The 13,541-nt window shown below is 68.7% G+C and carries 15 protein-coding genes; 10 read left to right on the forward strand and 5 right to left on the reverse strand.

Going from position 1 to position 13,541, the window contains the following annotated elements:
- The first annotated feature begins 79 nt into the window (after window positions 1-79).
- Window positions 80-1,270 (forward strand): bifunctional phosphopantothenoylcysteine decarboxylase/phosphopantothenate--cysteine ligase CoaBC, encoded by a 1,191-nt coding sequence (gene coaBC, locus LV780_RS02115; RefSeq protein WP_108221608.1) that lies wholly within the window; start codon window positions 80-82, stop codon window positions 1,268-1,270.
- Between the two features lie 100 nt (window positions 1,271-1,370).
- Window positions 1,371-2,828, forward strand: a complete 1,458-nt coding sequence (gene dacB / locus LV780_RS02120; RefSeq protein ID WP_108221607.1) for a D-alanyl-D-alanine carboxypeptidase/D-alanyl-D-alanine endopeptidase — start codon at window positions 1,371-1,373, stop codon at window positions 2,826-2,828.
- 162 nt (window positions 2,829-2,990) lie between these two features.
- On the opposite strand, the gene LV780_RS02125 is transcribed toward dacB, so the two are convergent.
- Complete coding sequence (locus tag LV780_RS02125; RefSeq protein WP_407647905.1) at window positions 2,991-3,422, reverse strand: tellurite resistance TerB family protein; 432 nt, start codon at window positions 3,420-3,422, stop codon at window positions 2,991-2,993.
- 274 nt (window positions 3,423-3,696) lie between these two features.
- Here LV780_RS02125 and LV780_RS02130 point away from each other — a divergent pair, with 274 nt between their 5' ends.
- Entirely contained in the window at window positions 3,697-5,277 is a 1,581-nt protein-coding gene (locus tag LV780_RS02130; protein WP_108221605.1) for a lysine--tRNA ligase, read from the forward strand.
- Between the two features lie 169 nt (window positions 5,278-5,446).
- Entirely contained in the window at window positions 5,447-5,869 is a 423-nt protein-coding gene (locus LV780_RS02135) for an OsmC family protein (RefSeq protein WP_011907545.1), read from the forward strand.
- Here the strand turns inward: LV780_RS02135 and LV780_RS02140 are convergent.
- Window positions 5,866-6,423: a nicotinate-nucleotide adenylyltransferase gene (locus tag LV780_RS02140; RefSeq protein ID WP_044248546.1), complete on the reverse strand. Its 558-nt coding sequence runs from the start codon at window positions 6,421-6,423 to the stop codon at window positions 5,866-5,868. The genes LV780_RS02135 and LV780_RS02140 overlap by 4 nt on opposite strands.
- A 132-nt stretch (window positions 6,424-6,555) precedes the next feature.
- Here LV780_RS02140 and ettA point away from each other — a divergent pair, with 132 nt between their 5' ends.
- Together ettA and LV780_RS02150 are read left to right on the forward strand one after the other, a co-directional pair.
- Window positions 6,556-8,211 (forward strand): energy-dependent translational throttle protein EttA, encoded by a 1,656-nt coding sequence (ettA, locus tag LV780_RS02145; protein ID WP_108221603.1) that lies wholly within the window; start codon window positions 6,556-6,558, stop codon window positions 8,209-8,211.
- Entirely contained in the window at window positions 8,208-8,567 is a 360-nt protein-coding gene (locus LV780_RS02150; RefSeq protein ID WP_101339511.1) for a hypothetical protein, read from the forward strand. Before ettA ends, LV780_RS02150 begins: the two co-directional genes overlap by 4 nt.
- 52 nt (window positions 8,568-8,619) lie before the next feature.
- Here LV780_RS02150 and LV780_RS02155 read toward each other — a convergent pair whose 3' ends face one another.
- Entirely contained in the window at window positions 8,620-8,823 is a 204-nt protein-coding gene (locus tag LV780_RS02155; protein ID WP_011907549.1) for a YgaP family membrane protein, read from the reverse strand.
- A 143-nt stretch (window positions 8,824-8,966) separates the two neighbouring features.
- Between LV780_RS02155 and LV780_RS02160 the strand changes: the two genes are divergently transcribed.
- On the forward strand, window positions 8,967-9,125 hold the full coding sequence (locus LV780_RS02160; RefSeq protein ID WP_011907550.1) for a DUF3309 family protein: 159 nt from the start codon (window positions 8,967-8,969) through the stop codon (window positions 9,123-9,125).
- Window positions 9,126-9,169: 44 nt separating this feature from the next.
- On the opposite strand, the gene LV780_RS02165 is transcribed toward LV780_RS02160, so the two are convergent.
- Window positions 9,170-9,460 carry a hypothetical protein gene (locus LV780_RS02165; RefSeq protein ID WP_108221601.1) on the reverse strand — a complete coding sequence of 97 codons (291 nt, stop codon included), beginning with the start codon at window positions 9,458-9,460 and terminating at the stop codon, window positions 9,170-9,172.
- 251 nt (window positions 9,461-9,711) lie between these two features.
- Between LV780_RS02165 and LV780_RS02170 the strand changes: the two genes are divergently transcribed.
- From LV780_RS02170 to LV780_RS02180, 3 genes are all read left to right on the forward strand, one after another.
- Window positions 9,712-9,918 carry a cold-shock protein gene (locus LV780_RS02170; protein ID WP_002720759.1) on the forward strand — a complete coding sequence of 69 codons (207 nt, stop codon included), beginning with the start codon at window positions 9,712-9,714 and terminating at the stop codon, window positions 9,916-9,918.
- A 237-nt stretch (window positions 9,919-10,155) separates the two neighbouring features.
- A complete protein-coding gene (betC, locus tag LV780_RS02175; protein ID WP_011907552.1) occupies window positions 10,156-11,661 on the forward strand; it encodes a choline-sulfatase in 1,506 nt (501 codons plus the stop codon).
- A gap of 148 nt (window positions 11,662-11,809) precedes the next feature.
- On the forward strand, window positions 11,810-12,526 hold the full coding sequence (locus tag LV780_RS02180) for a CDP-alcohol phosphatidyltransferase family protein (protein WP_044247777.1): 717 nt from the start codon (window positions 11,810-11,812) through the stop codon (window positions 12,524-12,526).
- Window positions 12,527-12,626: 100 nt separating this feature from the next.
- Here LV780_RS02180 and LV780_RS02185 read toward each other — a convergent pair whose 3' ends face one another.
- A complete protein-coding gene (locus LV780_RS02185; protein ID WP_044247779.1) occupies window positions 12,627-13,463 on the reverse strand; it encodes an EamA family transporter in 837 nt (278 codons plus the stop codon).
- Window positions 13,464-13,541 lie beyond the last annotated feature (78 nt).

Raw genomic sequence — 13,541 nt, forward strand, 5'->3', positions numbered from 1 at the left:
GACCCGGCGTTCGCCCCGGTGGCTTGTCACGCGGCCGCGCCCCTCCTACACCAGAGCCTCGGCCTCGGGGGGCGTGGACATGCTGAACGGCAAGCGAATACTTCTGATCATCGGTGGCGGGATCGCGGCCTACAAGGCGCTCGAACTGATCCGCCGTCTGCGCGAGCGGGGCTGCGCCGTGACGCCCGTCATGACGCGCGCCGCGGCCGAGTTCGTGACGCCGCTGTCGGTCTCGGCACTGGCGGGCGAGACCGTGCACCGCGAACTGTTCGATCTGACGCAAGAGGCCGAGATGGGCCATATCGCCCTGTCCCGCGTCGCCGATCTGGTGGTGGTGGCGCCTGCGACGGCGGATCTGATGGCGCGGATGGCCCAGGGTCGGGCGGACGATCTCGCCTCGACCCTGCTTTTGGCCACCGACACCCGGGTTCTGGTGGCCCCTGCCATGAACGTGCGGATGTGGGAACATCCCGCGACCCGCCGGAACCTTGCCACGCTGCGCGGCGACGGCGTGCGGACGGTGGGTCCGAACGAGGGCGACATGGCCTGCGGCGAATATGGCTTCGGGCGGATGGCCGAACCCGCCGAGATCCTTGCCGCGATCGAGGGCGCGCTCGGCGCGGGCCCGCTGGCCGGGCGGCGGGTGCTCGTGACATCGGGTCCGACGCACGAGCCGATCGACCCGGTGCGCTACATCGCCAACCGCTCGTCGGGCGCGCAGGGGACCGCGCTCGCCGCGGCGCTGCGCGATCTGGGCGCGCGGGTGATCTTCGTCACCGGCCCGGCCTCGGTCCCGCCTCCGGTCGGGGTGGAACTGGTGCGGGTCGAGACCGCGCAGGAGATGATGGCGGCCGTCACGGCGGCCCTTCCGGCCGATGCCGCCATCTTCGCCGCCGCCGTGGCGGACTGGCGGGTGGCCAATGCGGCCGGCTCCAAGATGAAGAAGCAGGCGGGCGGCCCGACGCTGGAGTTTGCTGAAAATCCCGACATCCTCGCCACCGTTTCGCGGATGGAAAAGGGACGGCCGCGCCTCGTGGTGGGATTCGCGGCCGAGACCGACCGGGTGGTCGATCACGCCTGCGCCAAGCGCGCGCGGAAGGGCTGCGACTGGATCGTGGCCAACGATGTCTCTCCCGGCACGGGGATCATGGGCGGCACCGAGAACGCCATTCATCTGGTGACCGAAGACGGCATCGAGGATTGGCCGCGCCTGGGCAAGGACGAGGTGGCGCGGCGGCTCGCGCAACGGATCGCCGACCGCCTCGCCTGAGCTTGCCGGCGGGCGCACGCAGCGGTCAACGCGCGTGATCGCCGGCGGGCTTGTCAGCCGGCCGGCCTTGCCGCTACCTTCGCCCCATGAGGATGATCGCATGACCGTCTCCCGGCGCTGGCTGCTGGCCGCGCTTCTCGCGGGCGCCGCCACGCCCGCGCTGCCCGATGCGCCCCTCACATCGCCCCGCCCGCCGCGCCGCGGCTTCATCGAGCCGCCGCCCGACGCCGACAGCCTCATCGCACGGGCCTCGCTCGGCGGTGCGGTGGCCTTCGCCGTGGCCGATGCCGCCACCGGCGAACTGCTCGAGGCCCGCAACGCCGCGCTGCGCCTGCCGCCCGCCAGCACCGCCAAGGCCATCACCGCGCTCTACGCGCTTGAGACGCTCGGTGCCGACTTCCGCTTCGCCACGCGCCTCCTCGCCACCGGGCCGGTCCGGGACGGGATCGTGCAGGGCGACCTCGTGCTGTCGGGCGCGGGCGATCCCACGCTCTCCACCGATGCGCTCGGCGACATGGCGGCGAAGCTGCACGCGTCCGGGGTGCGCGGGGTGACCGGGCGCTACATCGCCGATGCGAGCGCCTTGCCCGCGGTGCCGCTGATCGATCCCGAGCAGCCCGCCCATGTCGGCTACAATCCCGCCCTCTCCGGCCTGAACCTGAACTTCAACCGGGTCCATTTCGAATGGAGGCGGGCGAAGACCGGCTGGTCCGTCACGATGGATGCCCGGGCCGAGCGGTTCGTGCCCCAGGTCGCGATGGCCCGGATGGAGGTCGTCACCCGCGACCTGCCGATCTACACCTACGCCGGCGATCAGGGCTCGGACAGCTGGACCGTCGCCAGCAGCGCGCTCGGCAAGGCGGGAAGCCGCTGGCTTCCGGTGCGCCATCCCGAGACCTACACCGCCGAGGTCTTCCAGACGCTGGCCCGGGCGCAGGGCATCACCCTACCCGACGCGCAGATCGTGCGGGTCCGCCCCGAGGGCACGAGCCTCGTCGAATGGCAGAGCCAGCCCCTGCGCGAGATCCTGCGCGACATGCTGAAGTTCTCCACCAACATCACGGCCGAGGCGGTGGGGCTGGCCGCCTCGGGCGCGCCCTCCCTCGGCCAGTCGGCGGCCGCGATGAGCGCCTGGGTCAACGGCCGCTTCGGCCTCTCCACCGCGTTCCAGGACCATTCCGGACTCGGAGGCGGCTCGCTCGTCTCGGCGCGCGACATGGTGACGGCGCTGCTCGCAGCCGAACGCGAGGGGCTTGGCCTGCGCGAGATCCTCAAGCGGACGGACCTGGTCGATCCCGGAGGTGCGAGGACGCGCAGGCCTCCCATCGCGGTCGCGGCCAAGACCGGCACGCTGAACTTCGTCTCGGGGCTCGCGGGCATCGCCCGCGCCGAGGGAGGCCGCGACCTCGTCTTTGCGATCTACTGCGCCGACCGCGCCCGCCGCTCGGCCCTGCCGATGGACGCGCGCGAGCGCCCGCCCGGCGGGTCCGAGTGGCTCGGCCGTGCCCGTGGCCTGCAGCGTGCCCTCATCGAACGCTGGGCCGCACTGCCCGCCTGACGCCCCGCGCCCGGCCCAAGAAGACGGGCCAAGGCCCGAGCCGCCGCGCAACGTCTTTCGTCCTTCACTCTGCCCAAATATCCTCGGGGAGCCGCCCCGCCGGGGCGGCCGGGGGCAGACAGCCCCCGGCGACGCGCACCGAAGGCGCGACGGTTCCCGCTCTCAGACCAGCATGTGCCGGGCCCGGGCTCCGCGTTCGATGGCCGCGGCGTGCAACCGGTCGATGTCCAGCTCGTTGCGGATTTCCTCGAGCATGCGGAGTTCCGGCTGGCCGAGCGTCCCGTCCGCCGCCGCCACGTCGCAGGCGAGCGCATATGCGGTCTCGTGAAGCCGCTCTTCCAGCGCCGCCCGGATCAGGCCGAACAGGGCGTCGAGGCCCTCATCCTCCTCGAAGAGGTCGATGATCGTCTGTGCGATGGGACGGATCCTGTCTCCGTCGTAATTGGCGAAGATGGGCAGATGGGTGACGATGCGCTCGATGGCGATCAGCTCGACCGTCCGCACCGTCTCGTCCGAGAAGGAGACGGCGATCATGATGGCCACGAGGGCATCCTGAGGGCTGAGCGAGGGGAGTGTATCGGCCAAGGTGCGCATCCTGAAGTCCATGTCGCGGCGCACAATATGGATCGCCTCCGCGTCCGGCAAGTCGGGGCCTGCGCGATCACGGAGGCGTCAGCGGGGCAGGGTGGTCCGGGTCTCGCGCCTCAGGCGAGGCGGCCTGTCCCGCGGCCGCCCCGTCACGGCCGGTTTGCCGCGGGGGGTGGCCGCGGGCTCGGCCGTCCCGCGTTATTGACGCGCTGGCCCACCGGCAATAGAGGACGGGGGTTCGGGCGGCACGGGGTCGCCCGCCTGCCGAGGAATGCCGCCCATGTCCGCGCTCCGCGATGCCGCGATGACGTCGAAAGCCTGGCCCTTCGAAGAGGCCCGCCGGATTCTCGCACGCTTCAAGGGCAAGGCACCTGAAAAGGGCTATGTGCTGTTCGAGACCGGCTACGGCCCCTCGGGCCTGCCGCACATCGGCACCTTCGGCGAGGTGGCGCGCACCACGATGATCCGCCGCGCATTCGAGGCGATCTCGGACATTCCCACGCGGCTCATCTGCTTCTCGGACGACATGGACGGCATGCGCAAGGTGCCCGACAACGTGCCGAACGGCGACATGCTGCGCGAGAACCTGCAGCGGCCGCTGACCTCGGTCCCCGACCCGTTCGGCGAATACGAGAGCTTCGGCCACCACAACAACGCCATGCTGCGGCGTTTCCTCGACACGTTCGGGTTCGAATACGAGTTCATCTCGGCCACCGACTTCTACCGATCGGGCCAGTTCGACGCGGTGCTGCTGCGCGCCTGCGAACGTTACGACCGGCTGATGGAGATCATGATGGCGTCCTTGCGTGAGGAGCGCCAGCAGACCTATTCGATCTTCCTGCCGATCTCGCCCACCACGGGGCGCGTGCTCTATGTGCCGCTGAAGGAGGTGAATGCGAAGGATGGCACCATCACCTTCGACGACGAGGACGGCACCGAGATGACGCTGCCGGTGACGGGCGGCAACGTGAAGCTGCAGTGGAAGCCCGACTTCGGCGCCCGCTGGGCGGCGCTCGACGTGGACTTCGAGATGTATGGCAAGGACCACTCCACCAACACGCCGATCTATGACGGGATCTGCGAGGTGCTGGGCGGCCGCAAGCCCGAGCATTTCACCTATGAGCTGTTCCTCGACGACAAGGGCGAGAAGATCTCGAAGTCGAAGGGCAACGGGCTGACGATCGACGAGTGGCTGAGCTACGCCTCGACGGAAAGCCTCAGCTATTTCATGTTCCTCAAGCCCAAGACCGCCAAGCGGATGCATTTCGACGTGATCCCGAAGGCGGTGGACGAATATCACCAGCAGCTGCGGGCCTATCCCACGCAGGAGGTGGCCAAGCAGATCGACAACCCGGTCTGGCACATCCACCAGGGCCGTCCGCCGGAATCGAAGATGGTGGTGAGCTTTGCGATGCTCTTGAACCTCGCCTCGGTCGCGCAGGCCCACGACAAGGAGGGGCTCTGGGGCTTCATCAGGCGTTACGCGCCCGAGGCCAGCCCCGAAACGCATCCCGACCTCGACGCGGCGGCCGGGTTCGCGGTGCGCTACTTCCACGATTTCGTGGCGCCGAAGCGGGTCTACCGTCTGCCGACCGAAGCCGAGCGCGCGGCGATCGCCGACCTGCGCGACCGGCTGGTGGCCTGGGAGGGCGGGCTCGACGCCGAGGCGCTTCAGTCGCTGGTCTTTGCCGTGGGCCGCGAGCACGGGTTCGAGCCGCTGCGCGACTGGTTCAAGGCGCTCTATGAGGTGTTGCTGGGGGCCTCGGAAGGGCCGCGGTTCGGCGGGTTCATCGCGCTTTACGGCGTGGAGGAGACCGTGGCGCTGATCGACCGGGGTCTCTCGGGGGCGCTGGCCGCCTGAGCCGGGCGGGGGAGCCGCCCTCGGGGGCATCGAGCCCCCTCGGGCGGCGCTGCCGCGGACGGTGGTGACCTCCGGTTCGGGGCCGGTCGGCGGGGTGCCTCGTGGAACCGTTGCGCAGGGCTGCCGTTGGCCCGTGGGGCGAGCCTGCCCCGGGAGAACGGAGGGCACCATGAAACGCAAGGGTTCAGCGGTCTGGACGGGCGACCTGAAGAGCGGCCAGGGCACGGTCAGCACCCAGTCGGGCGTGCTGTCGGACGCGCGCTATGGCTTCAACACCCGGTTCGAGGACGGCCCCGGCACAAACCCCGAAGAGCTGATCGGCGCGGCCCATGCCGGCTGCTTCTCGATGGCGCTGTCGAACGTGCTGGGCGAGAAGGGCATGGTGGCCGACCGGATCGAGACCACCGCCACCGTCTCGCTGGAGAAGCAGGGCGACGGCTTTGCCATCACGGCGGTCCATCTCGATCTGAGCGCAACGATTCCCGGCGCGGACGAGGCGGCCTTCCGCGAGGCGGCGGAGACGGCAAAAGCCAACTGTCCCGTGTCGAAGCTGTTCACCGCCGAGATCACGCTGGTGGCGCGGCTGGCCTAGCGCCAGCGGCCGGTGGCGCGGATCGCGGTCGAGGAGAGATCCACCATCGGCAGGTTCAGGAAGCACCAGGCGGGCGGCCGCGCGGCGGCGAGATCCGCCGCCCCCACCCGCGCGCGCGCATAGATGCGCGCCGCGGGGCTCGTGCGCGAGCGGAGCCCCGCGCCGGGGCGGGCCAGAACCCCCACCGGCACCGTCCGCATGATGCCTTGCCAGCGGTCCCAGCGGTGGAACTGGGCAAGGTTGTCCGCCCCCATCAGCCAGACGAAACGCACCCCGGGATAGCGCGCCCGCAGCGCGGCCAGCGTCTCGGCGGTGAAACGGGTGCCGAGGCGCGCCTCGATGTCCGTCACCACCACCCGCGGATGGCGCATCAGGCGCCGCGCCTCGGCCAGGCGCGCGGGCAGCGGCGCGGGCGGGCGGGGCTTCAGCGGATTGCCGGGCGAGACCAGCCACCAGACCCGGTCCAGCCGGAACCGCTTCAGCGCCTCGAGGCTGATGTGGACATGGCCCGCGTGCGGCGGATCGAACGATCCCCCCAGCAGCCCCACGACCATGCCCTTCCGCGCCACCGGCCAGCCCTGCACCGGCACCTCCCCCACAAGTCCGCGACCTGAAACCATCCTCGCGTTGTGCTTGTCCAGCGCAATCGGTAAAAGGGCCGCCAAACCGCGATCTGGAGAGTTGGCATGGCCTCGTACCAATACGTCTACCACATGGAGGGGGTCTCGAAGACCTATCCGGGCGGCAAGAAGTGCTTCGAGAACGTCCACCTGAACTTCCTGCCGGGCGTGAAGATCGGCGTCGTCGGCGTGAACGGCTCGGGCAAGTCCACGCTGCTGCGCATCATGGCCGGCATGGACACCGACTTCAAAGGCGAGGCCTGGGCCGCCAAGGGCGCGCGCGTTGGCTACCTTGCGCAGGAGCCGCAGCTCGATCCGGCGCTGAACGTGCGCGGCAACGTGATGGAGGGCGTGGCGGCCAAGCGGGCGATCCTCGATCGCTACAACGAGTTGGCCATGAACTACTCGGACGAGACCGCGGACGAGATGGCCCAGCTGCAGGACCTGATCGACTCGCAGAACCTGTGGGATCTCGACAGCCAGGTCGACATCGCCATGGAGGCGCTGCGCTGCCCGCCGGATGATGCCGACGTGGAGGCCCTCTCGGGCGGCGAGCGGCGCCGGGTGGCGCTCTGCAAGCTGCTGCTGGAAGCGCCCGACATGCTGCTTCTGGACGAACCGACCAACCACCTCGACGCGGAATCGATCGCCTGGCTGCAGCAGCACCTGATCGACTACAAGGGCACGATCCTGATCGTGACCCACGACCGCTACTTCCTCGACGACATCACCGGCTGGATCCTGGAACTCGACCGCGGCCGCGGCGTGCCCTACGAGGGCAACTATTCCTCGTGGCTGGAGCAGAAGGCCAAGCGGATGGTGCAGGAAGCGCGCGAGGACAAGGCCAAGCAGAAGGTCCTGCAGCGCGAACTGGACTGGATCCGCTCGGGCGCCAAGGCGCGGCAGGCCAAGCAGAAGGCGCGGATCCAGAAGTACAACGAACTGGCCGGCCAGTCGGTGCGCGAGCGGATCTCGACCGCGCAGATCATCATTCCGAACGGCGAGCGTCTGGGCGGCAAGGTGATCGAGGTCGAGAACCTGACCAAGCACATGGGCGACAAGCTCCTGATCGAGAACCTGTCCTTCTCGATCCCGCCGGGCGGTGTCGTGGGCGTGATCGGTCCGAACGGCGCCGGCAAGTCCACGCTCTTCAAGATGCTGACCGGGCAGGAGCCGCCGGATTCCGGCACGATCACCGTGGGCGACACGGTGCAGCTGTCCTATGTGGACCAGAGCCGCGACGCGCTCGACCCGAACAAGACGGTGTGGGAAGAGATCTCGGACGGGCTGGAGGTGATCCACCTCGGCGACTTCGAGATGAACAGCCGCGCCTATTGCGGCGCCTTCAACTTCAAGGGCACCGACCAGCAGAAGAAGGTGGGCCTGCTGTCGGGCGGCGAGCGCAACCGCGTTCACATGGCCAAGCTTCTGCGCTCGAACGGCAACGTGCTGCTCCTGGACGAACCGACCAACGACCTCGACGTGGAAACGCTGCAGGCGCTGGAAGCGGCGATCGACGATTTCGCGGGCTCGGCGATCATCATCTCGCACGATCGTTTCTTCCTCGACCGGCTCTGCACGCATATCCTCGCCTTCGAGGGGGATGCGCATGTGGAATGGTTCGAGGGCAACTTCGAGGCCTATGAGGAAGACAAGATCCGCCGTCTCGGCCCCGACTCGGTCGAGCCGCACCGGGTGAAATACAAGAAGTTCACCCGATGACGGCGCGGCGGCTCTTCCTTGCCGCGGCTCTGGCGCTCGCCCTTCCGGGGGCGGCGCAGGCAGCCTGCGTCAAGTCGAAGGGCACGCCGCTGCGCACCGACGACGATCTGACGCTCGACTATCTGATCTGCAAGCACCGCGAACAGGCCGAGGCGCTTCAGCGCCAGCGCGTCCGGACCGTGCCGCCGCAGGACAAGACCCAGATCCCCGATGGGGCGGTGAATGATCTCGGCCGGCGCACCTCGCCCTTCAACGAGCGGGCGCGCCGGACGCAGGAGGCGCTTGATTCGATGGGGGACATCAACACGCAGATGGGCGACCGGCTGAAGATGCTCGAGCCGCGCCGCCTGCCCTGAGGCGCCTCCCCCGAAGCCGAAAGCCATCCGCCGGGGCCGGCGTCAGCGAGTCCTATTCGAAGGCGCAGCCGGTCCGGACGCCCATCCTGCGGAAGGCGATGGCCGCGGGGCAGAAGCCGGTGAAGGAGGACTGGATCAGGTTCAGTCCGATGAAGACCGTGAACCAGACGAAGAGCGGCGAGACGAGCAGGGTGAGCAGGACGCTCACAAGCACCATGCAGCCGGCAAAGAGCATCACCATGCGATCGAGGGTCATCGGGCCATTCCTTGACAGGGTTGAGAATGCCAGCCTAACAGGCCTCGCCGCCACATTCAACAACGTGAATGCGTCGCGACGCCCCGGAACCGGTGCGGCGTGAGGGCGTTGGCCGGAAAACAGCCCCGGCCAGAGAGGACGCCATGACGGTTTCGACCATTCTGCTGATCATCCTGATCCTGATTCTGATCGGCGCATTGCCCAACTGGGGCTATTCCCGCACCTGGGGCTATGGCCCCTCGGGCGCCGTCGGGGTCGTCGTCCTGATCGTGCTGGTCCTCGTCCTCACCGGACGCATCTGAGCGGGGCAGGGGAGTGGCCCGGATCCGGTCCGGGCCTGAACCCCTCAGACCAGCGCCTGCGCTTCGGGCAGAAGCGTCATCCGCGACCTGATCTCGGCCGCCCACGGGGTTTCGATCGCGCCCAGCTTGCGCCAGACCGCAACCTGAACCTCGGGGACATCCGACCGCGAGGCCGCCTCCAGGCAGCGCCAATGCTCGACCGGCGGATCGCTGTCGCAGACGGCGCAGACGAGCATTTCACCCGCTCCTTCGACCTCGACCGGCAGGCAGTCGTCCATGCCGCCGCAGAACTCGCACATTCCGTGGGCGCGGCTCATCAATGTTCCCCAGGTCATTCTCAGCCTCCAGACTGTCTTTTGCGGCGAGCCTAGCGCCTGCCTTCGCCGCTGCCAATGCGACGCACCAGCGACCTTCTGCCAGACCTCGCAATTCCTGTTGAACGCGGCGAATATTTTGTCATAATTCCGGCCGCGACGTTATCTTTATCGACCACTGTCTCCCTCGCCGGCAACAGTCCTTCGATCTTGCCCTGACTGAGCCGAGCCGCCGCACTTCCGCGGGCGGCACATGAACAGGAGACAACACGATGGCCAAAGGCACCGTGAAATGGTTCAACGCCACCAAGGGCTACGGCTTCATCGCCCCTGAAGGCGGCAAGAAGGACGTGTTCGTCCACATCACCGCCCTCGAGCGCGCCGGCATCCGCGCCCTCAACGACGGCCAGGCCGTGACCTTCGACATCGAGTCGGGCCGCGACGGCCGCGAATCGGCGACGAACATCTCGATCGCCTGAGGATCCGTCCTCGGCAGCCAAAGGGCGGGCGCAAGCCCGCCCTTTGGCATGGAAAGGCGGGGTCGATCGAGCGGCAGGCTCTCGTCCCGACCTTCCGGCTGTCCCCGGATAGGGCACCCGCCAGGGCGGGCAGGGCCGTCCGGGTGCGGTGAAGCCGGCGCCAACAGGTCGCCTGCGGAACAGACGGTCCTGCCGAGGCGGGGCAGGAGTTCCCGAGACAGTCCAGGAAGGCCCTTCATGACAAAGCCCAACATCCTCATCCTGATGGTCGATCAGCTCAACGGGACGCTCTTCCCCGACGGGCCGGCCGACTGGCTGCACGCGCCGAACCTGAAGCGGCTGGCCGAGCGATCGACGCGGTTCGCGAACAGCTACACGGCCAGCCCGCTCTGCGCGCCCGCCCGCGCCTCCTTCATGTCCGGCCAGCTGCCCTCGCGGACCCGCGTCTATGACAATGCGGCCGAATTCGCCTCGGACATCCCGACCTTTGCCCACCATCTGCGGCGCGCGGGCTACCAGACGACCCTTTCGGGCAAGATGCATTTCGTGGGCCCCGACCAGCTCCACGGGTTCGAGGAGCGGTTGACCACCGACATCTACCCGGCCGATTTCGGCTGGACGCCGGACTACCGCAAGCCGGGCGAGCGGATCGACTGGTGGTATCACAACCTGGGCTCCGTGACCGGCGCCGGTGTGGCCGAGATCACCAACCAGCTCGAATATGACGATGACGTGGCGCATCAGGCGATCCAGAAGCTCTACGACCTGTCGCGCGGCGCCGATCCGCGGCCCTGGTGCCTGACGGTCAGCTTCACCCATCCCCACGATCCGTTCGTGGCGCGGCGGAAATACTGGGATCTCTACGAGGATCATCCGATGCTCGAGCCGCCCGAGCCGATCCCCTACGCCCAGCAGGACAGCCACTCGCAGCGCCTGATGGACGCCTGCGATTTCGGCGCGTTCGAGATCACGCGCGACCATGTGCGCCGGGCGCGTCAGGGCTATTTCGCCAACATCTCCTACATTGACGACAAGATCGGCGAGATCCTCGCGGTGCTCGACGCCTCGCGGCAGGAGGCGATCGTGGTCTTCGTCTCGGACCACGGAGAGATGCTGGGCGAGCGCGGCCTGTGGTTCAAGATGAGCTTCCACGAGGGCTCGGCCCGGGTGCCGCTGATGATGGCGGCTCCGGGCCTGCCGGCGGGCCGGATCGACGCGCCGGTTTCGACCATCGACGTGACGCCCACGCTCTGCGCGCTCGCGGGGATCGACATGGGCGAGATCGCGCCCTGGACCGACGGGGTCAGTCTCGTGCCGCTGGCGCAGGGCTCCGGGCGTCCCGAGCCGGTGCTGATGGAATATGCCGCCGAAGGGTCGGTGACGCCTCTCGTCGCGATCCGGGACGGGCGGTGGAAGCATGTCCGGTGCCTCGCCGATCCCGAGCAGCTGTTCGACCTTGAGGCCGACCCTGCCGAGCGGACGAACCTTGCGTCCGATCCCGCCCATGCCGGGACGCTGGCCCGGCTCCGGGCGCTGTCCGAGGCGCGGTGGGATCTCGCCGCCTTCGACGCGGCGGTGCGGGAGAGTCAGGCCCGGCGGTGGGTGGTCTATGAGGCTCTGCGGCAGGGCGGCTACTATCCGTGGGACTATCAGCCGCTGCAGAAGGCCTCCGAGCGTTACATGCGCAACCACATGGATCTGAACATCCTGGAGGAGAGCAAGCGCTTCCCCCGCGGCGAGTGACCCTCGGGCGGCCCGCAGCCGCGGCAGCGCCGCCTGAGGGGGTTCGATGCCCCCGAGGGCGGCACCCCCTCGCGCCGTGCCACAAGCGCCTTGCGCCTGTGGGCGGACGTGTCGCACCGGGGCCTCCCACCTTGCCTCATGGCTTCGGATGCGGCATGAGGGACAGATGAATGCACGCCTCAAAGCCCTGTCCGTTCACCTGCTGACCGCCACGGGGGCCGTGCTCTCGATGCTCGCCATGCTGGCGGCGGTCGAGGAAGAGTGGAGCCTGATGTTCCTCTGGCTCGTCGTGGCGTTGTTCGTGGACGGGATCGATGGTCCGCTCGCCCGCCGCTATGACGTCAAGACCAACTGGCCGACCTACGACGGCGTGGTGCTGGATCTCATCATCGACTATCTCACCTATGTCTTCATACCCGCCTATGCGCTCTTCAAGTCGGGGCTGCTGACGGGATGGACGGGTTGGCTGGTCATCATCGTGATCGTCTATGGCTCGGCGATCTATTTCGTCGATACCCGCATGAAGACCAAGGATTATTCCTTTGCGGGCTTTCCCGCCTGCTGGAACATGGTGGTGCTCGTGCTCTTCGCCATCTCGCCGGGAGAATGGACGATCCTCGGGATCGTGCTGGCGCTGACGCTCGCCATGTTCACCAACCTCAAGTTCATCCATCCGGTGCGGACGGCGCGCTGGCGCATGGTCTCGCTGCCGGTCGCGGCGGCCTGGGTCTTCTTCGCCGCTTGGGCCGCCTGGGTCGAGTTCAACGAGGAAAGCTGGGCGCACTGGGGCCTCGTCGTGACCTCCGTCTATCTCGTGCTCGCGGGCGTGGCGCAGCAGATCATCCCGTCCCGCGCGAAGGCCTGAGGCCGGTCGAAACAGGCGCGCTCTGGCCCACAGCGGCTGGACGCTGCACAGGAGGGCGCGGCCCTGTGCGGGCGCCAGCGGGACGCGTCGCGAGGCGCAATCAGAGCCGCGTGAGCATCACGCCCGCCACGATGAGGCCCGCGGCCACCGCCTTGTCCCGCGTCATCCGTTCGCCGAAGACCAGCCAGCCGATCAGGACCGCAAAGAGGATCGAGGTCTCGCGCAACGCCGCCACCACGGCGATGGGGGCGACCGTCATGGCCCAGATCGAGATCGCATAGGCCCCGTAGGACGCGGCACAGGCCAGGGTACCGGCGGCCCAGGCCTTGCGGTCAACGCGCAGGAGCGCCCGTCCCTTCCAGGCCACCATCCCCACGCCGAACAGGATCCCGTCCGCCACGAAGACCCAGGCCACATAGGCCACCGCATCCCCCGAGACCCGCGCACCCAGCCCGTCGATCATCGTGTAGCAGGCCGTCGCCGCCGCCGACCCGAGCGCGAGCGGCAGGAGCCTCCGCTCCTCGCCCGAGGTGAAGACGCCGCGCGCCATGAGGAGTATCCCGGCCCCGAGGACCGCGATCCCCGCATACTGCCCCGCGCTCACCACATCGGGGAGCGTGGCTGCCCCCACCAGCGCCACGACCATCGGCGCGGCTCCGCGCGCGATCGGATAGACGCGGCTCAGGTCGCCATGCTCGTAGGCGAAGGTCAGGAAGGACTTGTAGGCAAAATGGCAGCAGCCCGCCGCGAGGACCCACGGCCAGACCTCCGCCGCAGGCCAGGGCCGTGTGACGGCCACCGCCAGCCCGATCGGCACCTCGGCCACCGACAGGATGACCATGGCCGAGACCTTCGAGGTGCCGACCTTGATGATCGCGTTCCACCCGGCATGGAGGAAGGCCGCGCAAAGGACCGCCAGAAGGACAGGAAGGCTCATCCGCACCGTCCGCAGAACAATCTTCTGCCGTCCGCCCGACGGCCAGTGCGCGATCCTGACTGGGGGGCGAGGGCACCT

Origin of the sequence: Cereibacter azotoformans, assembly GCF_021391315.1 — a bacterium.
Taxonomy (GTDB): Bacteria; Pseudomonadota; Alphaproteobacteria; order Rhodobacterales; family Rhodobacteraceae; genus Cereibacter_A; species Cereibacter_A azotoformans.

Bases quoted from the DNA above. Each gene is read 5' to 3' on its own strand.
- coaBC (WP_108221608.1), top strand. From the start codon at position 80: ATGCTGAACGGCAAGCGAATACTTCTGATCATCGGTGGCGGGATCGCG.
- dacB (WP_108221607.1), top strand. From the start codon at position 1,371: ATGACCGTCTCCCGGCGCTGGCTGCTGGCCGCGCTTCTCGCGGGCGCC.
- LV780_RS02125 (WP_407647905.1), bottom strand. From the start codon at position 3,422: ATGCGCACCTTGGCCGATACACTCCCCTCGCTCAGCCCTCAGGATGCC.
- LV780_RS02130 (WP_108221605.1), top strand. From the start codon at position 3,697: ATGTCCGCGCTCCGCGATGCCGCGATGACGTCGAAAGCCTGGCCCTTC.
- LV780_RS02135 (WP_011907545.1), top strand. From the start codon at position 5,447: ATGAAACGCAAGGGTTCAGCGGTCTGGACGGGCGACCTGAAGAGCGGC.
- LV780_RS02140 (WP_044248546.1), bottom strand. From the start codon at position 6,423: ATGGTCGTGGGGCTGCTGGGGGGATCGTTCGATCCGCCGCACGCGGGC.
- ettA (WP_108221603.1), top strand. From the start codon at position 6,556: ATGGCCTCGTACCAATACGTCTACCACATGGAGGGGGTCTCGAAGACC.
- LV780_RS02150 (WP_101339511.1), top strand. From the start codon at position 8,208: ATGACGGCGCGGCGGCTCTTCCTTGCCGCGGCTCTGGCGCTCGCCCTT.
- LV780_RS02155 (WP_011907549.1), bottom strand. From the start codon at position 8,823: ATGACCCTCGATCGCATGGTGATGCTCTTTGCCGGCTGCATGGTGCTT.
- LV780_RS02160 (WP_011907550.1), top strand. From the start codon at position 8,967: ATGACGGTTTCGACCATTCTGCTGATCATCCTGATCCTGATTCTGATC.
- LV780_RS02165 (WP_108221601.1), bottom strand. From the start codon at position 9,460: ATGACCTGGGGAACATTGATGAGCCGCGCCCACGGAATGTGCGAGTTC.
- LV780_RS02170 (WP_002720759.1), top strand. From the start codon at position 9,712: ATGGCCAAAGGCACCGTGAAATGGTTCAACGCCACCAAGGGCTACGGC.
- betC (WP_011907552.1), top strand. From the start codon at position 10,156: ATGACAAAGCCCAACATCCTCATCCTGATGGTCGATCAGCTCAACGGG.
- LV780_RS02180 (WP_044247777.1), top strand. From the start codon at position 11,810: ATGCGGCATGAGGGACAGATGAATGCACGCCTCAAAGCCCTGTCCGTT.
- LV780_RS02185 (WP_044247779.1), bottom strand. From the start codon at position 13,463: ATGAGCCTTCCTGTCCTTCTGGCGGTCCTTTGCGCGGCCTTCCTCCAT.